Source organism: Actinomadura sp. NPDC048955, from assembly GCF_040649435.1.
Taxonomy (GTDB): Bacteria; Actinomycetota; Actinomycetes; order Streptosporangiales; family Streptosporangiaceae; genus Spirillospora; species Spirillospora luteofluorescens.
In genome coordinates, this window is sequence record NZ_JBEZJI010000017.1 from 54,742 (window position 1) to 77,244 (window position 22,503).

The window sequence follows — 22,503 nt, forward strand, 5'->3', positions numbered from 1 at the left end:
GGTTACCAGCGAGTAGCCTCGTTGTCGCGGGTACTCGTGCCGCCGGCAGGGGCGGCACGAGGCTCGACACCTTCATCCGATCCCATCCCAGGGAGGACGACCCGTGCCTCGCACCGCACGCGACGTCGTATTCGTCGACGGCGTCCGCACGCCGTTCGGCAAGGCCGGCCCCAAGGGGCTGTACGCGCAGACCCGCGCAGACGACATGGTCGTCCGCGCGATCCGCGAGCTGATGCGCCGCAACCCGTCCCTCCCGCCCGAGCGGGTGGACGAGGTCGCCGTCGCCGCCACCACCCAGACCGGGGACCAGGGCCTGACCATCGGGCGGTCCGCCGCCGTGCTGGCCGGGCTGCCGAAGAGCGTTCCCGGCTTCGCCGTCGACCGGATGTGCGCGGGCGCGATGACCGCCGTGACCACCACCGGCGCCGGCATCTCATTCGGCTCCTACGACGTCGCCATCGCGGGCGGCGTCGAGCACATGGGCCGGCACCCGATGGGCGAGGGCGTCGACCCGAACCCGCGGTTCCTCGCCGACAAGCTGGTCGACCCGTCCGCCCTGGTCATGGGCTCGACGGCGGAGAACCTGCACGACCGGTTCCCCGGCATCACCAAGGAGCGCGCGGACGCCTACGCCGTGCGCAGCCAGCGGAAGGTCGCCGAGGCGTACGCGGCCGGCAGGATCCAGCCCGACCTGGTGCCGACCGCGGTCCGCTCCGCCGAGCAGGGCTGGGGCCTGGCCACCGAGGACGAGCCGCCGCGGCCCGGTACGACGATGGAGAGCCTGGCCGCGCTGAAGACGCCGTTCCGCGTGCACGGCAACGTCACGGCGGGCAACGCCGCGGGCCTCAACGACGGCGCCACCGCCTGCCTGCTCGCGGCCGAGGACGTCGCGCGCGAGCTCGGCCTCGCGCCGCGGATGCGGCTCGTCGACTTCGCGTTCGCCGGCGTCGAGCCGGAGGTGATGGGCGTCGGGCCGGTCCCGGCGACCGAGAAGCTCCTCGCCCGCAACGCGCTGACCATGGACGACATCGGCCTCATCGAGATCAACGAGGCCTTCGCCGTGCAGGTGCTCGCGTTCCTGGAGCACTTCAAGATCGCCGACGACGACGTGCGGGTGAACCCGTGGGGCGGCGCGATCGCCCTCGGCCACCCGCTCGCCTCGTCCGGCGTCCGGCTGATGAACCAGCTGTCCCGCCTATTCGAGGAGCGCACGGACGTCCGGTTCGGGCTGACCACGATGTGCGTCGGCATGGGCATGGGCGGAACCGTCCTCTGGGAGAACGCGAACTGGGAGGGCGCCAAGTGAACCCTGACATCTTCAAGGACGAGGTCGTCACGCACGCGCGCGTACGCGAGGTGACGCTGCCCTACGGCGCGGGCACGCTCGCGCTCATCACGCTCGACAACGGCTTCGACCACACCAAGCCCAACACGTTCGGCCCGGGCGGCCTCGCCGAGCTGAACGCCGCGCTCGACGAGGTCGCGGGGCGTGACGACATCGCGGCCGTCGGCGTCACCGGCAAGCCGTTCATCTTCGCCGTCGGCGCCGACCTCAAGGGCGTCCCGATGATCCGGCGGCGCGAGGACGCCGCGGCCATCGGACGGCTCGGCCACGACGTGTTCCGCCGCCTCGGCGAGCTGGGCGTCCCGTCCTTCGCCTACTACAACGGCGCGGCGATGGGCGGCGGCGTCGAGATCGGCCTGCACTGCACCTACCGGACGGTCTCGCGCGGCGTCCCGGCGTTCGCGCTGCCCGAGGCGTTCCTCGGCCTCGTACCCGGCTGGGGCGGCACCTACCTGCTGCCGAACCTGATCGGCGCGGAGAGGGCGCTCAAGGTCGTAATCGACAACCCGATGGCCCAGAACCGGATGCTCAAGGGCGCGCAGGTCCACGAGCTGGGCATCGCCGACGCGATCTTCGACTCGGCCGACTTCCTGGAGGAGTCCCTCGCCTGGACGGCCCGGGTGCTCAAAGGCGAGATCACCGTGCGGCGCCCCGAGGTCGACAGGGGCAAGGCGTGGGACGACGCCGTCGCGATGGCCCGCTGGAACGTCGAGGGCAAGCTGCACGGCGCGGCCCCGTCCTACACGCGGGCGCTGGACCTGGTCGCCGCGGCCAAGGACCGCACCCGCGACGAGGGCTTCGCCGCCGAGGACGAGGCCCTGGCCGACCTCATCATGAGCGACGAGCTGCGCGCCGGGCTGTACGCGTTCGACCTCACCCAGAAGCGCGCCAGGCGGCCCGCCGGGGCGCCGGACAAGGAGCTCGCCCGCAAGATCACCAAGGTCGGCGTCGTCGGCGCCGGCCTGATGGCCTCGCAGCTCGCCCTGCTGTTCGCGCGGCGCCTGGAGGTGCCGGTCGTGCTGACCGACCTCGACCAGGAGCGCCTGGACAAGGGCGTCGGCTACGCGCACGGCGAGATCGACAAGCTGCTCGGCAAGGGGCGGCTGTCCCCCGACAAGGCCAACCGCCTCAAGGGCCTCATCACCGGCTCGCTCACCAAGGACGCGTTCGCCGACGCCGACTTCGTCATCGAGGCCGTCTTCGAGGAGATGTCGGTCAAGCAGAAGGTGTTCGCCGAGGTCGAGGAGTACGTCTCCGCCGAGTGCGTCCTCGCGACCAACACCTCCTCGCTGTCGGTCACCGAGATGGCCTCCGGGCTCGCGCACCCCGAGCGGGTGGTCGGGTTCCACTTCTTCAACCCGGTCGCGGTACTGCCGCTGCTGGAGATCGTCCGGGGCGAGCGCACCGACGAGGCGACCCTGGCCACCGCGTTCGCCGCGGGCCGGACGCTGAAGAAGTCGTGCGTCCTGGTCAAGGACGCCCCGGCGTTCGTCGTCAACCGCGTGCTGCTGCGGCTGCTCGCCGAGATCGTCAGGACGGTGGACGAGGGCACGCCGATCGAGGTCGCCGAGCGCGCCGCCGCCCCGCTCGGCCTGCCGATGCCGCCGTTCGTGCTGATGGGGCTGGTCGGCCCTGCGATCGCGCTGCACGTCAACGAGACGCTGCACGCGGCGTTCCCGGACCGGTTCCCGCTGTCGGACAACCTGGCGAAGATGGTCGCGGCCGGGAAGAGCGGCGTGTACCTGCCCGACTTCACCCTCGACCCCGAGGTCGTGGAGATCTTCTCCGGCGGGACGAGCCCCTCCACCGAGGAGCAGGTCCTCGACCGGGCGCTCGCCGCGCTCGCCGACGAGATCCGGATCATGCTGGACGAGGGCGTCGTCGCGGCCCCGCAGGACATCGACCTGTGCATGATCCTCGGCGCCGGCTGGCCGTTCCACCTCGGCGGCATCACCCCGTACCTGGACAGGTCCGGCGTCGCCGAGCGTGCCGCGGGCGGGCGCTTCCTGGAGCCGGGGGTCGCCTCCCTGCCCTCCTGACGCCTGCCCTCCCGGCCCCGGGCCGCCCGGCCCCGGCCCGGCCGGAAGAAGGGGCGTTCCGAACCACGTTCGGAGCGCCTCTTTTCCGGCGTTCGCCCATGTGGCGGACATGCGCGCGTTCCGGCGGATCATAACCCGCGCACATTCGGGCATACGCCTGACGGTCGTATGCCGGACACCGGGACGTGAAGGGGCCTCGAAATTGAAGGTGCTGCGCACGAAGTCGATCGAGCAGTCGATCCAGGACACCGAGGAGCCCGAGCACCGGCTCCGCCGTGACCTGTCGGCGTTCGACCTGACGGTCTTCGGGATCGGCGTGATCATCGGAACCGGCATCTTCGTGCTCACCGGCGAGGTCGCCAAGGACAAGGCCGGTCCGGCGGTCGCGCTGTCGTTCATCCTCGCCGCCGTCGTGTGCGGCCTCGCGGCGCTCTGCTACGCCGAGTTCGCCTCCACCGTCCCGGTCGCCGGCTCCGCCTACACCTTCTCCTACGCCACGATCGGCGAGTTCCCCGCCTGGATCATCGGCTGGGACCTCATCCTGGAGATGGCCCTCGGCGCGGCCGTGGTGTCGGTCGGCTGGTCCGGATACTTCGCCTCGCTGCTGGACGACGCGGGGATCACGATCCCGACGGCGCTCGCGGCCCCGCCGGGCGAGGGCGGGACGGTGAACATCCCCGCCATCTGCCTGGTGCTGGCGGTGACCGCGCTGCTCGTCCTCGGCGTCAAGATCTCCTCCCGGGTCAACGCGGTGGTCGTCTCGATCAAGGTGGCCATCGTGCTGCTGGTGATCTTCGCCGGGCTGTTCTTCATCAAGGGCGCCAACTACCACCCTTTCATCCCGCCGTCCAAGCCGACGCCGAGCGTGCAGGGCCTCAAGGCGCCGCTGATCCAGGAACTGTTCGGCAGCGCGCCGGTCAGCTACGGCTGGCTGGGCATCTTCTCGGCCGTCGCCATCGTGTTCTTCGCCTACATCGGCTTCGACATCGTCGCGACCGCGGCCGAGGAGGCGCGGCGCCCGCAGCGGGACCTGCCGATCGGGCTCATCGGCTCCCTCGTCATCACCGCCGTCCTGTACGCGGCCGTGGCGACCGTCGTCGTCGGCATGCAGAAGTACACCGAACTGAGCGTCGCCGCGCCGCTCGCGGACGCGTTCAAGGCCGTCGGCCATCCCGTCTTCGCCACGATCATCAGCATCGGCGCGGTCGTCGGCCTCACCACCGTCGTCCTCATCCTGCTCCTCGGGCAGAGCCGCATCTTCTTCGCGATGGGCCGCGACGGCCTGATGCCGCCCTGGCTCTCGGCCGTCCACCCGCGCTTCGGCACCCCCTACCGCGCGACCATCATCATGGGCGTGATCGTCGCGGTGCTCGCCGGGTTCATCCCGCTCGCCGAGCTGGCCGAACTGGTCAACATCGGCACGCTGTTCGCGTTCCTCGTCGTCTCGGTCGCCGTGGTGATCCTGCGCCGCACCCGCCCCGACCTGCCCCGCGCGTTCCGCACGCCCTGGGTGCCGGTCGTCCCGGTCCTGTCCGTGCTGGCCTGCCTGTTCGTGATGATCAACCTGCCGGTGGAGACCTGGCTGCGGTTCCTCGCCTGGATGGTCGTCGGCGGTGTCGTCTACGCCGCCTACGGGTACCGCAACAGCAGGGTCGGTCGTCGGGCGGAGGGAATCTCCTACAAGTCCTGACACCGTCCCCGCCGTGACGGGACTCACGGTGTCCTTTCGACCGACGGGTGTGCACAATGGCGCGCATGGCATCTCCAGCGCGCGTCGCGGTGATCGGGTCGGGCCCGGCGGGGATCTACGCCGCCGAGGCCCTGGTGAAACAGGCCGGCGACGACGTGCGGGTGGACGTCTTCGACCGGCTTCCGACGCCGTACGGGCTGGTGCGCTACGGCGTCGCGCCCGACCACACCTCGATCAAGTCGATCGCCCGGTACCTGCAGCGGGTGCTGGAGAACCCGGCGGTCCGGTTCTTCGGGTGCGTCGAGCTGGGCCGCGACGTCACCCGCGACGACCTGCTCGGATGCTACGACGCCGTCGTCTACTCCACCGGCGCGATGATCGACCGGCACATGCGGATCCCCGGCGAGGACCTGCCCGGCAGCATCGCCGCCACCGACTTCGTCAACTGGTACTGCGGGCACCCCGACGCCGCCGACCACGCGTTCGACCTGTCGGTCGAGGAGGTCGCGGTGGTCGGCGTCGGGAACGTCGCCGTCGACGTCGTGCGGATCCTCGCCAAGACGACCGCCGAGCTGCGCGACACCGACGTCCCCGAGCAGGTGATCGAGGCGCTGTCGCACAGCCGCGTCCGGCGCATCCACATGATCGGGCGGCGCGGGCCGGCGCAGGCGAAGTTCACCACCAAGGAGGCGCGTGAGCTGGGCGAGCTGCCGAACGCGAGCATCCACGTCAACCCGCGGGACATGGAGCTCGACCGGGCGAGCGCGGAGCTCGCCGAGAACGACCGGCACGTCCGCGGCAACATCAAGGTGCTGAGCGCCTGGACGGACGAGCCCGCCGCCGGCCGCGCCCGCCGGATCGACGTGCGGTTCTGGCGCGCCCCCGCCGAGATCCTCGGCACCGACCGCGTCGAGGGCCTCAGGCTGGAGCGCACCCGGCTGGACGAGTCGGGCCGCGTCACCGGGACCGGCGAGTTCGAGACGCTGCCGGTCGGCATGGTGCTGCGCTCGGTCGGCTACCAGAGCGTCCCGCTGGAGGGCGTCCCGTTCGACGAGCGGTCCTTCGTCGTCCCGAACGAGGGCGGCCGGATCCTCGGCCCGGACGGCGCCTTCGTGCCCCGCGAGTACGTCGCCGGCTGGATCAAGCGCGGGCCGTCCGGCGTCGTGGGGACCAACAAGTCCGACGCCGCCGAGACCGTCCGCAACCTGCTGGAAGACCTCGCGGACGCCGGGACGGCGCCCGAGCGGACCATCGAGGAGCTGCTGGAGTCGCGCGGGCTGCCCGTCGTCACCTACGACGACTGGCTGAACCTGGACGCCGCCGAGATCGCCCTCGCCCGCAGTCTCGACCGCGGGGAGCGCGTCAAGCTCGCCCGCTGGGAGGCGATGCGGTCCGCCTGCCGGGGCCCCGCGTGATCCCTTCGAACTCCCCGCCGGGAAACTAGTGACGCAAAGGTGACCCGGACGCTACGGTGCGCGTGTGACCGGCGGTCCTGAACTGCACGGGTTCCCCCCACCCGAGTCGGTCCCCGACCTCAGGTGGCTAGGACCCGACTACATCTCCGTACTGGTGTACGACCTGACGCGGGGTCTCCTACACCAGGATCCGCGGACGTCCGTCCTGGGCGTGCGATGCGAGGGCGTGCCCAGTCTCGCGCCCTCGGTCGACCCGGCGGGCGTCATCCGCGCGCACGACGCCTGCTTCCCGCTCCAGGTCTACGTCCAGGACGGCGCGGGGCGCCCCTGGTGCCTGCGCGGACGATGGACGTACTTCGGACGTGAACTCGGCACGTCCACCGCGTCCATCACCCACGCGTGGCGCCTGCTGTCCGCGGAAGGCGCTTAGCTGTGTTTTCACAGTCCCGGCCCACTTCGCTCGCCTGGCGGCTCGCTACGTGACCGAGCCTGGGCGAACGCGGCATCGCTTCGCGATCTGCCCGATGCCGCTCGCCTCCGGCTTCGCGGCACCGGGCAGGTCACGCGTTCGCGAGCGTGACCGAGGCCACCTCGGGACGGTCTTTAGGAGCGCTCCTGCGAGGCGGCGGGCTCGTCGGCGTCGGCGGTGATGCGGGCCACCGACTCGGTCACGTCGCGCGCCAGCGCCTGCGGCGTGAGCCCGATGTCGGTGAGGATCTGCCCCCGGGACGCGTGGTCGAGGAACTCCTGCGGGATGCCGAAGGTGCGCAGGGGCGCGTCGACGCCCGCGTCGCGCAGCAGCCGGGCCACGGCGTCGCCGACGGCGCCGGTGCGGCCGTTGTCCTCGGCGACGGCGACGAGGGTGTGCTCGCGGGCGAGGTCGAGCAGCGCCGGGTCGAGCGGCTTCACCCACCGGGGGTCGACGACGGTGACGCCGATGCCCTGCGCGGCGATCAGCTCCGCCGCCTCGACCGCGGGCGTCGCCATGGAGCCGGCCGCGACCAGGAGGACGCGGGCGCCGTTGGAGCCGTCGTGGCGGGCCAGCACGTCCATGCCGCCGGCCTTGCCGACCGCCTCGACGTCTGCGGCGGCCGGGCCCTTGGGGTAGCGGATCGCGGTCGGGCCGTCGGAGACCGCCACGCACTCGCGCAGCAGCTCGCGGAGCCGGGCGCCGTCGCGCGGGACGGCGATGCGCATGCCCGGGACGAGCTGCAGGATCGACAGGTCCCACATGCCGTTGTGGCTGGCGCCGTCGCTGCCGGTCACGCCGGAGCGGTCCAGGGCGAAGGTGACGGGCTGGCGGTGCAGCGCCGCGTCCATCAGGACCTGGTCGAAGGCGCGGTTGAGGAACGTGGCGTACAGCGCCACGACCGGGTGCAGGCCGCCCATCGCGAGGCCGGTGGCGGAGGTGACCGCGTGCTGCTCGGCGATGCCCACGTCGAAGATGCGGTCGGGGAAGGCCTCGGCGAACGGCGCGAGCCCCACGGGGTAGAGCATCGCGGCGGTGATGCCGACGACGTCGCGGCGCTCCCGCCCGATCGCCACCATCTCCTCGCCGAAGACCTTCGTCCAGTCGGGCCCGCCCTTGCCGGTGACGAACTTGCCGGTGGCGGGGTCGAACGCGCCGCCGCCGTGCATGCAGTCCTCGGTGTCGTTCTCGGCGGGGGCGTAGCCGCGGCCCTTGGTGGTGATGCAGTGCACGATCACCGGGCGGCCGAACCCGCGGGCGCGGCGCAGCGCCCGCTCGACGGCGTCCTCGTCGTGGCCGTCGATCGGGCCGACGTACTTCATGCCGAGGTCCTCGAACATGGCCTGCGGCTGCAGGACGTCCTTGAGGCCCTTCTTGATGCCGTGCAGCGCCTCGTAGGCGACGTTGCCGACCACGGGCGCCCGCGGCACCGTCTTCTTGATCAGGTCGAGCGCGTTCTCGTAGCCCTGGGTGACGCGCAGGTCGGCCAGGTGCGAGGCGAGGCCGCCGATGGTCGGCGAGTACGAGCGGCCGTTGTCGTTGACGACGACGATGACGGGCCGGTCGACGCCGGCGGCGATGTTGTTCAGCGCCTCCCAGCACATGCCGCCGGTCAGCGCGCCGTCACCGACGACCGCGACGACGGCGCGGTCGTCCTCGCCGCGCAGCTGGAACGCCTTCGCGAACCCGTCGGCGTAGGACAGGGCGGTCGAGGCGTGCGAGTTCTCGATGATGTCGTGCTCGGACTCGGCGCGGCTCGGGTAGCCCGACAGGCCGCCGCGCTGGCGCAGCAGCTCGAAGTCGTGCCGGCCGGTGAGCATCTTGTGCACGTAGGCCTGGTGGCCGGTGTCGAAGAGGATCTTGTCGTGCGGCGAGTCGAAGACGCGGTGCAGCGCGATCGTCAGCTCGACGGCTCCCAGGTTGGGCCCCAGGTGCCCGCCGGTCTTGGAGACCGCCTGGACGAGGAACTCGCGGATCTCCTCCGCGAGCCGAGACAGCTGAGCGGCGTCCAGTCGTTTGAGGTCGCCGGGACCTGTGATCGACTCCAGCAAGCTCACTCGTTTCAACTCCTCCGTCGGGGATTCGGTCTCCCCTGGCTCGGGCCGTTCCGAGTTTAATCCCGGTTCGCCCGCGACGCGCCGCAGACCACCCGCCCGGGGGGTGTGAAAAGACTGACCCCGGTGGGAGGGATGGGGTAGGAAAAGAGCATGGGCGTCGAAGAGATTGTGCTGCTCAACGCGGACGACGAGGCCGTCGGAACCGCGCCGAAGAGCGCCAGCCACCATAGAGACACGCCGTACCACCTGGCCTTCTCCTGCTATGTCACGGACACGGAGGGTCGTGTTCTGATCACTCAGCGCGCCCTCGGCAAGCGGACCTTCCCCGGCGTCTGGACGGGCAGCTGCTGCGGCCATCCGGGCCCCGGCGAGAAGCTCCGCGACGCCGTGCTCCGGCGGTTGCGGGACGAACTGGACATCCAGGACGCAACGCTCACCCCGGTCCTGCCCCGGTTCCATTACCGGGCCGTGGCCGAGGACGGGACGGTCGAGCACGAGCGCTGCCCGGTCGTGCGCGCCGTCGTGCCCGCGGGCGCGGCCGTCCACCCGAACCCCGAGGAGGTCGAGCGGGCCGAGTGGTGGACGTGGGACCGCTGCCTTGAGCTGACCGGTAAGCCCGAGTCCTCGCCGTGGTACCGGCTCCAGCTGGCCGAACTGGAGCCGCTCGGCCCGCCGCTCGACTGGCCCGACGCGGGCCGCTCCGGCCTGCCGCCCGCCCTCGGCTGGTAGCCGCCGGCCGCCGCGCCCCCGTCCGCGCCCGCCGCGGCGCGGGCGGTGGGCGTGTGGCGCGCATCACCGAAAGATCACTATTCGGCGCCCGGTGTTGACCGTCCGTCCGTCCAAGCAGACGCTTGTTTCTCGGTGTAACCGAAGGGACGGACGATGCGAGTACGTGCTCCCCGGCGCCGCTGGACGGCGGTCGCGGCCGTGACGATGACGGCCGCGCTCGCCGTGTCGGCCTGCGGCGGCAGCGACGACAAGGGCTCCAACGACACATCCCAGGTCGAGGTCTTCTCCTGGTGGACCGGTCCGGGCGAGGCGGACGGGCTCGCCGCGATGCAGGCCGACTTCGAGAAGAAGAACTCCGGCACCAAGTTCGTCAACGCGGCCATCGCGGGCGGGTCCGGCACCCAGGCCCAGGCCGTCCTGGCGAGCCGGCTGCAGAACCGCAAGCCGCCGGACTCCTTCCAGGGCCACGCGGGCGCCGAACTGCTCGACTACATCAAGGCCGGGCAGATCGAACCGCTGGACTCGTTCTACGACGAGAACAACCTGAAGTCGGCCTACCCCCAGCAGCTCCTCGACCAGATCAGCTACAAGGGGAAGATCTACTCGGTGCCGGTGAACATCCACCGATCCAACATGCTCTGGTACAACCCGGGCATCCTCAAGGACGCCGGGATCTCCGGTCCGCCCGCGACGATCGCCGACTTCATCACCGCGCTGAAGGCCGTCAAGGACAGGACGAAGAAGGTCCCGCTGTCGCTGGGCGCGCAGTGGACGGCCGACCACCTGCTGGAGAACGTCCTGCTGGGCGACCTCGGCACCGACGCCTACAACGCGCTGTGGAAGCCGGGCGCCGACTGGGGCAGCCCGGCCGTCACCAAGGCGCTGACCGACTACGCCGAGATCATGAAGTACACGACGCTGGAGGCCGCGTCCACCGACTGGCAGGGCGCCGCGAAGGCCGTCGTGGACGGCAAGGCCGCGTTCAACATCATGGGCGACTGGGCGTACGGGTACTTCGTCGGCAGCGCGCCGAACGGCCTCGGCAAGAAGCTCGACACCGACTTCAAGTACGCGCCCTCCCCCGGCACCGACGGCACCTACATGTGGCTGTCGGACAGCTTCACGCTGCCCAAGGGCGCACCCCACCGCGGCGGCGCCCTCGCGTGGCTGAAGGAGGTGTCCAGCAAGGAGGGGCAGGACCTGTTCAACCCGAAGAAGGGTTCCATCCCCGCCCGCAAGGACGCCGACAAGAGCCTCTACAAGGACTACCTCCAGTACGCGTTCGAGCAGTGGAACAAGCCCGGCGTCAAGCTGGCGGGCTCGTTCTGGCACGGCGTCAACGCCAGTAAGAAGCAGCACACCGACATCGACACGGCGGTGGGCCTCTTCCTGCAGAACAAGGACGTCGCCAAGCTCCAGCAGGGGCTGGTGAGCGCGGCCAAGAACAGCGGCCAGTGAGGTCGTCCCCAGGTTCCAGATGGGCCCGTAGCCGCAGGTGGCTGCCCGGGCTGCTGCTGGTCTCGCCGTCCATCGTCGCGATCGGCCTGTTCGTCTACGGGCTCATCTTCTGGAACACGCGGGTCGCGGTGAGCGGCAAGCACGACGAGGTCACCGAGTACGGGTTCGACAAGGGCAGGAACTTCGTCGACCTGTGGGACCAGCCCAGCTGGCCCGGCGCGGTGAAGCACGCGCTGCTGTTCACGGCGGTGTTCGTCGTCGGCGCCCTGGTGCTCGGCGCGTTCCTGGCGTTCCTGATGGACAAGGGCATCAGGGGCGAGGCGTCCTTCCGCGTCGTCTACCTGTTCCCCATGGCGGTGTCGTTCATCGCCAGCGGCGTCGTGTGGCGCTGGCTGATGAACCCGGCGCCGCCGGAGCGCGCGGTCGGCCTCAACCAGCTGTTCGGCAAGCTGCACCTCGGCGCGCTGGCGAACAGCTGGTGGCAGGACCCGGACTGGGGCATGGCGGCCATGGCGCTGCCCGCGATCTGGCAGATGTCCGGGTACGTCATGGCGCTGTACCTCGCCGGGTTCCGCGGCGTCCCCGGGGAGCTGCGGGAGGCGGCGCGGGTGGACGGCGCGTCCGAGTGGAAGGTGTACCGGTACGTGGTGTTCCCCCAGCTCCGCCCGGTGACGCTGTCCGCGCTGATCATCCTCGGGCACATCTCGCTGAAGGTGTTCGACCTGATCATGGCGATCGCGGGCAAGCAGATCATCACCTACGTGCCGGCCGTGGCGGCCTACGTCGAGATCTTCGACCGGCACGACCCGGCGAACGGCGCCACGATCGCCACCTACCTGCTGGTCGCGGTGGCCGTGCTGGTGATCCCCTACCTGGTCTGGTCGGTACGTTCGGAGCGGACGCGATGACGCGCGTGGAGGCATCCCCGGCGCCGGCGCGGCGCCGGCTGAAGGGCGGGCGGCGCGGCGGCGCCACGGCGGAGCCGGGGAGTTCGTCCGGGGTCTGGCGGGCCGTGAAGCTCGCCGTCCTGCTGGCGTTCGTCCTGCTCTTCCTGATCCCCGTGTACGTGCTGGTGGTCACGAGCTTCAAGCCGCTGGACGAGGCTGACCCGAGCACCGCGTGGAACCTGCCGGGCCAGTGGAGCATGTCCGGCTGGAGCTCCGCCTGGGACGCGCTGCGGCCCGGCCTGGAGAACAGCGTCAAGATCGCCGTCTCGGGGTCGCTGATCTCGGCGGTGCTCGGCTCGCTGAACGGCTACGTGCTGTCCAAGTGGCGGTTCCCCGGCGCGGACGTGGTCTTCACGCTGTTCCTGTTCGGCATGTTCATCCCGTACCAGGCGGTGATGATCCCGCTGGCCGGCCTGCTCACCGACATGGAGCTGGTGGGGACGATCCGCGGCCTCGTCCTCGCGCACGTCGTGTACGGCATCCCGATCTGCACGCTGATCTTCCGTAACTACTACGTGACGATCCCGGACGAGCTGGTCGAGGCGGCCCGCGTCGACGGCGCCGGGATGCTCCGCACCTACTGGTCGGTCGTCCTGCCGGTGTCGGCGCCGGCGTTCGCGGTGACGCTGATCTGGCAGTTCACCTCGATGTGGAACGACTTCCTGTTCGCGGTGTTCCTCGGCGCCCCCGACAGCTGGCCGGTCACGGTGATGCTGAACAACACGGCCGGTTCGGGGGCCGTGGCCGTCCAGTACAACCAGCAGATGGCCGAGGCGCTCCTCGCGTCCCTGCCGACCCTCCTCGTCTACCTGCTCCTCGGACGGTTCTTCATGCGCGGCCTCATGGCGGGCGCGTTGAAGGGCTGAGATTTCCACGCGTACGTCAACCGCGTCACCGCCTCAGGCGTCACATGGGTGATCAAGCACCCCATGGGCTTAAAAAACCCATGACGGACAACGACCCTTTCGCCTCGTGCGTTGGCAATTCCTGCGGGATGCGCCTAGCCTCTCGGGCATCGTCGCGCGACACCCGGCCTCCGCCGGGCGTCCCGGCGATCCCGGGGGCGGACGGACCGGCGGACAACGGAGGTGACCGCGTGCAGGCGATGAGTGTTCAGCAGCCCTGGGCGTTCGCGATCGCGCGTGGTGGCAAGAGCGTGTCGAACCAGAGCTTCCCGACCGCCTACCGCGGTCCGCTCCTCATCCACGCCTCGATGCGCGTCGACCTGAAGGCGTGCGACTCCCCGCTGATCCAGGCGGCCGGCTGGGACCCCCGCGACCCGCTCGCGACGATCGGCGCCGTCATCGCGGTCGCCGAACTCGACGACGTCTGCTCCGCCGCCGTCCGCGGCGCCGCCTGCGACTGCGGCCCCTGGGCCGACTCCGCCTCCCACCACTGGCTCCTGTCCGGCATCCGCGCCCTCCCCCGCCCCATCGTCGCCCTGGGCCGCACCGACCTGTGGCAGCCCACCCCCACCCTCCTCAAAGAGGTCGAGACGATGTTCGCCACCGCCGCCCTCAACAACGCCAACTGAGCGTAAAGAAATCACTACGCTAAGTCGTGGAAGTCGGGCGGGGTAACGTAGTCCCTGCATGGATTCGGCACGCCACCAGCGGGAGCGAGAACGTGAGCGTCGCGCACGATCATGGCGGGTTCGGCCCGTACACGGCGGAGGACCTGCACGCCCGAGAGGATGAAGGCCGCGGCCTTGAACTCGAAGACGGGTGGCTGATCGAGTTGTCCCCGAGCGCACCTCACAATTGGGCCGCCAGGCAAGTGCAGAGCATCCTCGAAGAGGCGGCGACGGACGCGAAGGCCTCGGTCTTCATCGCCGGGGGAGGCGATTGGGAGATCAGCACGTCGGCGGGCATCCGCAAGCCCGACGTGTTCGTGGTGCCGAAGAGCGTGGCCCGTGCCTCGATCATCGACCGCAACCCCGTGGTGATTCCAGGCATCGAGGTCCTGCTCGCCGTCGAGGTCGTGTCCCCTGGCAGCGGCAGCGAACGCACCGACCGGGTACGCAAGCTCAAGGAGTACGCGACCCTCGGCATTCCTCAGTACTGGCTCGCCGAGTTCGCTCCCAGTCCCAGCGTCCAGATCTTCGCTCTGGACGACACGGCCGCCACCTACCGTCGAGTCCAAGCGGTGGAGGCCGGGAACGTGCTGGACGCGACGGTGGAGGCGGACACCACCATCACCGTTCGGTTCGACCCGCGGGTGCTCACGGAGTTCTGAGGGCTTCGGCGGCTTTGCGGAGGCGGGCGAACTCGGTGGCGATGCGGTCCAGGGGCCAGCTCGCGTTGAGGCCGCTCGGGTTGGGCAGGACCCAGAGGCGCGCGGGGCCGAAGTCCTCGTCCTGCTGGCCGATCTGCGTCTTGGGCCGGCCGAAGGCGGTGCGGTAGGCGGTCACGCCGGCGACGGCCAGGTAGGCGGGGCGGTGACGTTCGACCAGGGCGGCCAGGCGGCGCCCGCCCTCGCGGAGTTCGGCGTCGGTCAGCTCGTCGGCGCGGGCGGTGGTGCGCGGCGCCAGGTTGGTGATTCCGAGGCCGTACCCGGGCAGGAGGTCCTGCTCTGACGGGTCCAGCCGCCGGTCGGTGAAGCCGGACAGGTGCAGCGCGGGCCAGAAGCGGTTGCCGGGACGGGCGAAGTGGCGGCCGGTCGCCGCCGAGTACAGGCCCGGGTTGATGCCGCAGAACAGGACGCGGAGCGTCCCGGGCCCCTCGGGGAGGATGTCGGGGACGACACGGTCGCGGGCGGCCTCCAGGTCGGCCTTGGTGGGGCGCATCAGAACAGGTTACGGACGATGAGCACCGCCGCGGACGTCCCGACGACGGCGAGGAGCGCGACGCGCAGGCGTCCCGCGTCCAGGTAGCGGCGGAGCGGGCCCGCGGCGAGGAACCCGGCGAACACGAACGGGACCAGCTCCACGCCCGCGACGACCTGCCGGGCCGGGAGGCGTCCGGCGGCGGCGAGGGTGAGGAGCGACAGCAGGGCCCCGGCGATGAAGAACACCGCCAGGGTCGCGCGGACGCGGGGGCCGCTCTCACGCTGGTAGAGCAGCGCCATCGGCGGGCCGCCGATGCCGGACGCGGTGCCGGTCGTGCCGGAGATGACGCCGGCGGTGGCGAGCGTGCGGCGGTTGCGCGGCAGGTCCGCGGTCCAGGTCGTCAGGGCGAGCGCGGCGAGGACGACCACGCCGATCACGACGCCGAGGACGCGGTCCGGGGCGGCGGCCACCAGCCACACGCCGGCCGGCGTGCCGGCTAGGCGGCCGGCGAACGCCCAGCCGAGGCCGCGCAGGTCGGCGTGCCGCACCTCCTGGGCGAGCGTCGCGAACGGCAGGGCGAGCGCGATGACGAGGATCGCGCCCGGCATCAGGGACGGGAACAGCATCGTCACGATCGGCGTCGCGACCAGCCCGACGCCGAGGCCGACGCTGCCCTGCACGATCGCGCCCACCAGCGCGGCAAGGCCCCCGATCAGGACGAACTCGACAGGCGGCACGCCGAGTGAGCCTACCGTCCGGTCAGGCGGACGCTTCGGCCAGGCGGTCGAGCTGGGCGGCGGTCAGGGTCGTGCGGGCGGACTCCACGAGCGGCGGGAGCTGCTCCAGGGTGCGGGCGCTCGCGATGGGCGCGACGACGGTCGGCTGGGCGGCGAGCCAGGCCAGCGCGACGGTCGCGACCGGGACGTCCTGCTCCTCGGCGACGATGTCCAGCGCCGCCAGGACGGCGCGCCCGCGCTCGGTCTCCAGGTGCCGCGCCGCGCCTCCGGCACGCGCGCTGTCCACCGTGGAGCCGGGACGGTACTTCCCGGTGAGGAAGCCGGAGGCGAGGCCGTAGTAGGGGACGGCGGCCAGCCCGTACTTCTCGGCCAGGTCGCGGCGCGGCCCCTCGTAGGAGCCGCGGGAGACGAGGTTGTACTCGGGCTGGATGGCCGCGTAGCGGGCCGTTCCCTCGCGCTCGCCGAACTCCAGGGACGCCTGGAGGCGGTCCAGCTCGATGTTCGACACCCCGATCTGGCGGATCTTGCCGGCGGCGACGAGCCCGTCCAGCGTCGTCATGATCTCCTCGACGGGCACCGAGGGGTCGTCGAAGTGGGTGAAGTACAGGTCGATGCGGTCGGTGCGCAGCCGCCGCAGCGAGTCGTCCACGGCCGCCCTCATCGTCGCCGCGGAGAGGCCCTGGTGGTCGGGGTGGCGGCCGCCCTTGGTGGCGATCACGAGGTCGTCGCGGTTGCCGCGCGACTCCGCCCACTCCCCGATGATCGACTCGGACTCGCCGCCGCGGTTGCCCTCCACCCACGCCGAGTAGGAGTCGGCGGTGTCGAGGAAGTTGCCGCCGGCCCCCGCGTAGGCGTCCAGTATCCGGAACGAGCGCTCCCTGTCCGCGGTCCAGCCGAAGACGTTGCCGCCCAGGCAGAACGGGAAGACGTCCAGTTCACCGATCTTGTGCATGGTGGTGTCCAGCTCTCTCGTTGTCCGTGTCGCGAATCTCAGGGATCATTACCCTGTGCTAGCCGCATGTCTCGCATTCGCCGCCATGGCCGCCCTCCTCACCATCACGCCCGGCGTGGACACGATGCTCGTCGTGCGCAACACGGTGGCCGGGGGGCGCCGCACGGGCCTGCTGTCGTCGTCGGGGGTGGTGACCGGCCTGCTGTGCTGGGCCCTGATGAGCGCGATCGGGTTGACCGCGATGCTGGCGGCGTCCCGTCTCGCGTTCGACGCGGTGCGCCTCGCGGGCGCCTGCTACCTGCTGTGGCTCGGCCTCCGGGCCCTTTGGACGGCGCGGCACCGCGCACCCGGCGCCTCCGAGGAGCGTCCGCCGGCCCCGGCCATCGGGCGCGCCGCCTTCCGCGCCGGGCTGACGACGAACCTGCTCAACCCCAAGGTCGGCGTCTTCTACATGAGCCTGCTGCCCCAGTTCGTCCCGGACGGCGCCTCGGTGTTCTGGACCAGCATGCTCTTCGCCGCCGTCCACGCCGCCGAGAGCCTGCTGTGGCTGGCCGTCATCGTCGCCGCCGCCGGCGCCGCCCGCCGCGCCCTCACCCGTCCCGCCGTGAAGCGCCGCCTCCAGCAGGTCACGGGGCTGGCGTTCATCGGCTTCGGCGTGCGGCTGGCCGTCGAGCGCTGACCGCACGGAAACGGGCCGCCCCCCGCGTTGGGAGGCGGCCCGTCTCGGCGTGCCGGTTACTTGCGGAGCAGGTTCCGCAGGACGTACTGGAGGATGCCGCCGTTGCGGTAGTAGTCGGCCTCTCCAGGGGTGTCGATGCGGACGACGGCCTTGAACTCCTTGCCGTCGGCCTTGACGGTGACCTCCTCCGGGACCCCGCCCTCGTTGAGCGCGGTGACGCCGGTGATGTCGAACGTCTCGGTGCCGGTGAGGCCGAGGGACTCGGCCGACTCCCCGTCCTTGAACTGCAGCGGCAGGACGCCGAGGCCGATCAGGTTCGAGCGGTGGATGCGCTCGTAGGACTGGGCGATGACGGCGCGGACGCCGAGCAGCGCGGTGCCCTTGGCCGCCCAGTCGCGCGACGAGCCGGAGCCGTACTCCTTGCCCGCGATGACCACGAGCGGGGTGCCCTGCGCCGCGTAGTTCTGCGCGGCGTCGTAGATGAACGCCTGCGGCGCGTCCCGCTGGGTGAAGTCGCGGGTGTAGCCGCCCTCGACGCCGTCCAGGAGCTGGTTGCGCAGCCGGATGTTGGCGAACGTCCCGCGGATCATGACCTCGTGGTTGCCGCGACGCGAGCCGTAGGAGTTGAAGTCCTTGACCGCGACGCCGTTGTCCTCCAGGTACTGCGCGGCGGGCGTGCCGGCCTTGATGGACCCGGCCGGGGAGATGTGGTCGGTGGTGACCGAGTCGCCGAGCTTGGCCAGGACGCGGGCGCCGTGGATGTCGGCGACCGGCTCCGGCTCGGCGCCCATGCCGTCGAAGTACGGCGCCTTGCGGACGTAGGTGGACGCGGTGTCCCACTCGAACAGGTCGCCGGTCGGGATGTCGAGTCCCCGCCAGCGGTCGTCGCCCTTGAAGACGTCGGCGTAGCTCTCGGTGAACATCTCCTGCCCGATGGACGACTCGACGATCGCGGCGACCTCCTCCGGCGCGGGCCAGATGTCGGCCAGCCGGACCGGGCCGTCGTCGCCCTCGGCGATCGGGTCGTTGAGGATGTCGATGTCCATCGTCCCGGCGAGCGCGTAGGCGATGACCAGCGGCGGCGAGGCCAGGTAGTTCATCTTCACGTCGGGGCTGATGCGGCCCTCGAAGTTGCGGTTGCCCGACAGCACCGCGGTGACCGCGAGGTCGTTGTCGTTGACCGCCTTGGAGATCTCCGGCTGGAGCGGGCCGGTGTTGCCGATGCAGGTGGTGCAGCCGTACCCGACGAGATTGAAGCCGATCTTGTCGAGGTACGGGGTGAGGCCGGCGCGCTCCAGGTAGTCGGTGACGACCTGGGACCCGGGCGCGAGGGAGGTCTTCACCCACGGCTTGCGGGTCAGGCCCCTGTCCACCGCGTTCTTCGCCAGCAGCGCCGCGGCGATCATCACGTACGGGTTGGAGGTGTTGGTGCAGGAGGTGATGGCCGCGACGGCGACGTGCCCGTGGTCGAGCTCGAAGGACGTCCCGTCCTCCAGGGTGACCGGGACCACGTCGTGCGGGCGCCCGGACCCGTCGGTGCCGTGCGGGCGCGGCTTGTCGCCGGCCGAGTCGCCGCTGATCGCCGGGGAGTCGGAGGCCGGGAACGACTCGCTGGAGGCCTCGTCGGCGGCGCCCTGGATGCTCTCGACGTAGTTCTGCACGTCCCGCCGCCAGGTCTGCTTGGCCTCGGCCAGGGAGATGCGGTCCTGCGGGCGCTTCGGGCCGGCCAGGGACGGGACGACCGTCGCGAGGTCGAGTTCCATGTACTCGGAGAACTCCGGCTCCACCGACGGGTCGAGCCAGAGGCCCTGCGCCTTGGCGTAGGCCTCGACGAGCGCGATCTGCTCCTCGCCGCGGCCGGTGAGCCGCAGGTACTTCAGCGTCTCGTCGTCGATCGGGAAGATCGCGCAGGTGGAGCCGAACTCGGGGCTCATGTTGCCGATCGTGGCGCGGTTGGCCAGCGGCAGCGCGTGCACGCCCTCGCCGTAGAACTCCACGAACTTGCCGACGACGCCGTGCTCGCGCAGCATCTCGGTGATGGTGAGCACGAGGTCGGTCGCGGTCGTCCCGGCGGGCAGCTCGCCGGTCAGCTTGAAGCCGACGACGCGCGGGATGAGCATCGAGATCGGCTGGCCGAGCATCGCGGCCTCCGCCTCGATGCCGCCGACGCCCCAGCCGAGCACGCCGATGCCGTTCTCCATCGTCGTGTGCGAGTCGGTGCCGACGCAGGTGTCGGGGTAGGCGACGCCGCCGCGGTCGAACACCACGCGGGCCAGGTGCTCGATGTTCACCTGGTGGACGATGCCGGTGCCGGGCGGGACGACCTTGAACTCGTCGAAGGCCGTCTGCCCCCAGCGCAGGAACTGGTAGCGCTCCTTGTTGCGCTCGTACTCGCGCTGCACGTTGCGCTCGAAGGCGTCCGGCGAGCCGAAGTAGTCGACGATCACCGAGTGGTCGATCACCATCTCGGCCGGCGCCAGCGGGTTGATCCTGGTCGGGTCGCCGCCGAGGTCGCGCACCGCCTCGCGCATCGTGGCCAGGTCCACCACGCAGGGCACGCCGGTGAAGTCCTGCATGATCACCCGCGCGGGGGTGAACTGGATCTCCTTGCTCGGCTTGGCCTTCGCGTCCCACTGCGCGAGCGCGCGGATGTGGTCGGCGGTGACGTTCGCACCGTCCTCGGTGCGCAGCAGGTTCTCCAGCAGCACCTTGAGGCTGTACGGGAGACGGGCCGAGCCCTCGACGGCGTCCAGCCGGTAGATGTCGTACGACCTGTCGCCGACCTGCAGCTTGTCGAGACTGCCGAAGCTGTTCGCGGACACGGACTCCTCCTCCGTCGCCACCGCGCGTCCGGTCCGGGACATGAGCGCGCGGCGCTGGGTTGATCTTCAGTAAGGCCCGTCCCCGAGGCCGACGCGGGACGGCGCGCGGCGGGACGGGAGCTTCGTCTCCCTTGATCCTGCCTTAGTCGGACTCCTGACCGGGAATCAGGGCCGCCTAACTTCCACCGCTTTTCTCTTGACGTCAAGCTATCTCTAATTTATCTCGACATCAAGCTACTTGCACCCGGCGCCGGACGGCAGAACGGGTGCGGCCGCAGAAACGTTCTGCGGCCGCACCCGTCCTCGCGGTGCGTTCCCTACTTGAGCCAGAGGATCCACGGCGGGTAGCCGAGGTCGCTCGTGCACTTGTAGGCGTTGAAGCCCTCGCGCACGTACTGCTGCCCGGCGTCGATGCATTTGGACTTCGAGGTGTAGCGGGCGTAGGCCTTCCAGTCGGCGGCATGGGCGGGCACGCTCATACCGCAGACGGCCGCGGCGGCGATCCCGACGCCGACGGCTGCCCTGCGAAGGCGCATCTGCGTTCTCCTCCCTGCTGGGGGGCGCGCCCGAAACGATCTTCGGCGCGATGGGTCCACGATGCGCCCGGGATCCGGCCCGCGCAAGAGGTCCAATGGCACCCGTTGCGGATCATGGATTCCTGCCGAGAGCGGGGTCGCCGCTTGGTCATCTTCCGACATGCCGCCCCGCCGTCGCGCACCGGGCGGACGGCGGGGCCTCCGGCGTGCCGGGATCAGAGGGAGTTCCAGAACGAGCAGTTTGCGGCCGTGGCGGTGTCGGTGCGATGGACGGCGCCGGGGGCCAGGGACAGGACGTCGTCCGACGAGCGGTAACGCGGCCACTGCGGTGCCTGCGCCGCCTGGGGCCTGCCGCTGCGCGCGAAGGACGTCCAGTAGCCCACCATGGCGTCGGAGAGCCGCTGCTGCGCCGGGGTCAGGGTGCCGATCAGGCCCGGGAACAGGAACGTCAGCTCGCTGGCGTGCTCGGCGCCCTCCTCGAATCCGGGGACGTCGAGCAGCGGCGGAGCGGCGCGGTCGGCGAACTGGTACGCGTACACCGGGACGCCCGCGCGCTTGAGCAGGCGGAACGCGTCCTGGTGGACGCAGGCCGACAGCACCTCGTTGGAATCCGTCTGGAGCGTCGCCAACGCGATCCTGGGATCCGGGTAGGCCGCCGCCGGGTAGCGGGCCAGCACCTTGCCGGCGTCGGCGCCGTAGGCGGAGCGGACGATGTCCTCGTACTCAGCGGCGGTGATGGGGTTCGGATAGGAGAGGGAGACGAACAGGCGCATCTCGTCCAGCGTGTTGCCGTGCATCACCGGCACATGGTTGAAGCGGCCCTGTTCGATCGCCCGCTTGGGCTGGAGCGGCAGGACGTGGTCGCCGCCCGCCACAGGGCCCGCGTCCGTGGCCTTGGCCTCGAAGGTCTCCAGCAGCGTCTTGACGGGCACCGCGCGCAGGCACGCGGCGTTCGCCGAGGCCGAACCCTTGTCGCACCCCAGGGCCTGGGCGATCGTCACCCCTTCGGCCTCTGCCGAGGCCTCCGTACGGGCGGGCGCGGTGCAGGAGTAACTCTGCGCGATGACCTTGTGGAACAGCCCCGCGGCGGTGGGCGAGACGAGGTTCGCGCAGGAGTCCCAGGATCCCGCGGACTCGCCGAACAGCGTGACGTTTCCGGGGTTGCCGCCGAAGGCCTCAGCGTTGCGCCGGACCCATCGCAGGGCCGCCTGCTGGTCGAGCAGGCCGTAGTTGCCCGCCTGGTAGCGCCGGTCTGCGCCGGTCTCCAGGCCCGGATGCGCGAGCCAGCCGAGCGCGCCGAGGCGGTAGTTGACCGTGACGACCACGACGCCGCCGTCCTCGGCCAGCTTGGCGGCGTTGTAGATGCTCGCGGTGCCGGTCGTGTTGCCGCCGCCGTGCACCCACACCATGACGGGCAGGCCGTGCCGGCGTTGCGCGCGGGCCGGTGTGGTGACGTTCAGGTAGAGGCAGTCTTCCTCGTAGCTCGTCTCTCCGCCGTAGGGGGCGGGGAGCTGCGCGCACTGGCCGCGCGGGAAGGTGGCGTCGCGGACGCCCTGCCAGGGCCGCGCCGGCTGCGGCGGCCTGAAGCGCAGGCCCCCGGTCGGCGGTGCGGCGAACGGGATGCCCTGGAACAGCCGGTGGCCTTGCCGCACCTGGCCTCGCACCACCCCCAGGTCGGTGCGGACGACGGCGGACGAATCCGGTGCCCGGTGCTGGGCCGCGGCCGGAGCCGCCCCTCCTAAGACGAGAACGGACGCGAGCAGCGAGATGGCGGTGAGCCTCACAGGGTCCCCTTTCGGCGCGACGCTCTGGCACCCCCCGATCTCTTCGCATCACATCAGGACTTGATCTCGAAAAGGAC

The 22,503-nt window shown here is 71.0% G+C and carries 19 protein-coding genes; 12 read left to right on the forward strand and 7 right to left on the reverse strand.

Annotation, left to right across the window (positions count from 1 at the left end; genetic code table 11):
* Positions 1-103: 103 nt before the first annotated feature.
* The 5 genes from AB0C84_RS18555 (at position 104) to AB0C84_RS18575 (ending at position 6,919) form a co-directional block, all read left to right on the forward strand.
* Positions 104-1,306: a thiolase family protein gene (locus AB0C84_RS18555; protein WP_361067462.1), complete on the forward strand. Its 1,203-nt coding sequence runs from the start codon at positions 104-106 to the stop codon at positions 1,304-1,306.
* Positions 1,303-3,384 carry a 3-hydroxyacyl-CoA dehydrogenase NAD-binding domain-containing protein gene (locus AB0C84_RS18560; protein WP_361067465.1) on the forward strand — a complete coding sequence of 694 codons (2,082 nt, stop codon included), beginning with the start codon at positions 1,303-1,305 and terminating at the stop codon, positions 3,382-3,384. The genes AB0C84_RS18555 and AB0C84_RS18560 overlap by 4 nt, the downstream gene beginning before the upstream one ends.
* A gap of 208 nt (positions 3,385-3,592) precedes the next feature.
* Positions 3,593-5,074 carry an amino acid permease gene (locus AB0C84_RS18565; RefSeq protein WP_361067659.1) on the forward strand — a complete coding sequence of 494 codons (1,482 nt, stop codon included), beginning with the start codon at positions 3,593-3,595 and terminating at the stop codon, positions 5,072-5,074.
* A gap of 65 nt (positions 5,075-5,139) precedes the next feature.
* Positions 5,140-6,489: an FAD-dependent oxidoreductase gene (locus AB0C84_RS18570; protein ID WP_361067468.1), complete on the forward strand. Its 1,350-nt coding sequence runs from the start codon at positions 5,140-5,142 to the stop codon at positions 6,487-6,489.
* A 64-nt stretch (positions 6,490-6,553) separates the two neighbouring features.
* Positions 6,554-6,919: a hypothetical protein gene (locus tag AB0C84_RS18575; RefSeq protein WP_179847444.1), complete on the forward strand. Its 366-nt coding sequence runs from the start codon at positions 6,554-6,556 to the stop codon at positions 6,917-6,919.
* Between the two features lie 173 nt (positions 6,920-7,092).
* Here AB0C84_RS18575 and dxs read toward each other — a convergent pair whose 3' ends face one another.
* Positions 7,093-9,015: a 1-deoxy-D-xylulose-5-phosphate synthase gene (gene dxs / locus AB0C84_RS18580; protein ID WP_361067473.1), complete on the reverse strand. Its 1,923-nt coding sequence runs from the start codon at positions 9,013-9,015 to the stop codon at positions 7,093-7,095.
* A 150-nt stretch (positions 9,016-9,165) separates the two neighbouring features.
* Here dxs and idi point away from each other — a divergent pair, with 150 nt between their 5' ends.
* The 6 genes from idi (at position 9,166) to AB0C84_RS18610 (ending at position 14,384) form a co-directional block, all read left to right on the forward strand.
* Entirely contained in the window at positions 9,166-9,744 is a 579-nt protein-coding gene (gene idi / locus AB0C84_RS18585) for an isopentenyl-diphosphate Delta-isomerase (protein WP_361067476.1), read from the forward strand.
* 153 nt (positions 9,745-9,897) lie between these two features.
* Positions 9,898-11,202, forward strand: coding sequence for an ABC transporter substrate-binding protein (locus tag AB0C84_RS18590; protein ID WP_179847441.1), 1,305 nt, complete (start codon positions 9,898-9,900; stop codon positions 11,200-11,202).
* Positions 11,199-12,110 carry a sugar ABC transporter permease gene (locus tag AB0C84_RS18595; RefSeq protein WP_258939559.1) on the forward strand — a complete coding sequence of 304 codons (912 nt, stop codon included), beginning with the start codon at positions 11,199-11,201 and terminating at the stop codon, positions 12,108-12,110. The genes AB0C84_RS18590 and AB0C84_RS18595 overlap by 4 nt, the downstream gene beginning before the upstream one ends.
* Positions 12,107-13,015, forward strand: a complete 909-nt coding sequence (locus AB0C84_RS18600; protein ID WP_361067481.1) for a carbohydrate ABC transporter permease — start codon at positions 12,107-12,109, stop codon at positions 13,013-13,015. Before AB0C84_RS18595 ends, AB0C84_RS18600 begins: the two co-directional genes overlap by 4 nt.
* Before the next feature lie 239 nt (positions 13,016-13,254).
* Positions 13,255-13,683, forward strand: a complete 429-nt coding sequence (locus tag AB0C84_RS18605; protein WP_258939557.1) for a hypothetical protein — start codon at positions 13,255-13,257, stop codon at positions 13,681-13,683.
* A gap of 92 nt (positions 13,684-13,775) precedes the next feature.
* Positions 13,776-14,384 carry a Uma2 family endonuclease gene (locus AB0C84_RS18610; RefSeq protein ID WP_258939556.1) on the forward strand — a complete coding sequence of 203 codons (609 nt, stop codon included), beginning with the start codon at positions 13,776-13,778 and terminating at the stop codon, positions 14,382-14,384.
* Here AB0C84_RS18610 and mug read toward each other — a convergent pair.
* From mug to AB0C84_RS18625, 3 genes are read right to left on the reverse strand one after another with little or no spacing between them, the layout of a single operon-like run.
* Complete coding sequence (gene mug / locus AB0C84_RS18615; protein WP_361067486.1) at positions 14,371-14,934, reverse strand: G/U mismatch-specific DNA glycosylase; 564 nt, start codon at positions 14,932-14,934, stop codon at positions 14,371-14,373. The two genes, AB0C84_RS18610 and mug, sit on opposite strands and share 14 nt — an antisense overlap.
* Positions 14,934-15,653 carry a sulfite exporter TauE/SafE family protein gene (locus tag AB0C84_RS18620; RefSeq protein WP_258939554.1) on the reverse strand — a complete coding sequence of 240 codons (720 nt, stop codon included), beginning with the start codon at positions 15,651-15,653 and terminating at the stop codon, positions 14,934-14,936. The genes mug and AB0C84_RS18620 overlap by 1 nt, the downstream gene beginning before the upstream one ends.
* 22 nt (positions 15,654-15,675) lie before the next feature.
* On the reverse strand, positions 15,676-16,605 hold the full coding sequence (locus AB0C84_RS18625; protein ID WP_361067490.1) for an aldo/keto reductase: 930 nt from the start codon (positions 16,603-16,605) through the stop codon (positions 15,676-15,678).
* A gap of 85 nt (positions 16,606-16,690) precedes the next feature.
* Here AB0C84_RS18625 and AB0C84_RS18630 point away from each other — a divergent pair, with 85 nt between their 5' ends.
* On the forward strand, positions 16,691-17,284 hold the full coding sequence (locus AB0C84_RS18630; protein WP_361067493.1) for a LysE family translocator: 594 nt from the start codon (positions 16,691-16,693) through the stop codon (positions 17,282-17,284).
* Positions 17,285-17,340: 56 nt separating this feature from the next.
* On the opposite strand, the gene AB0C84_RS18635 is transcribed toward AB0C84_RS18630, so the two are convergent.
* The 3 genes from AB0C84_RS18635 to AB0C84_RS18645 form a co-directional block, all read right to left on the reverse strand.
* Positions 17,341-20,106: an aconitate hydratase gene (locus tag AB0C84_RS18635; protein ID WP_361067496.1), complete on the reverse strand. Its 2,766-nt coding sequence runs from the start codon at positions 20,104-20,106 to the stop codon at positions 17,341-17,343.
* 317 nt (positions 20,107-20,423) lie between these two features.
* Positions 20,424-20,642, reverse strand: a complete 219-nt coding sequence (locus AB0C84_RS18640; protein WP_361067499.1) for a hypothetical protein — start codon at positions 20,640-20,642, stop codon at positions 20,424-20,426.
* Between the two features lie 215 nt (positions 20,643-20,857).
* The gene (locus AB0C84_RS18645; RefSeq protein ID WP_361067502.1) at positions 20,858-22,426 is read right to left on the reverse strand and encodes a carboxylesterase family protein; all 1,569 of its coding nucleotides are present in this window, start codon (positions 22,424-22,426) and stop codon (positions 20,858-20,860) included.
* Positions 22,427-22,503: the final 77 nt, after the last annotated feature.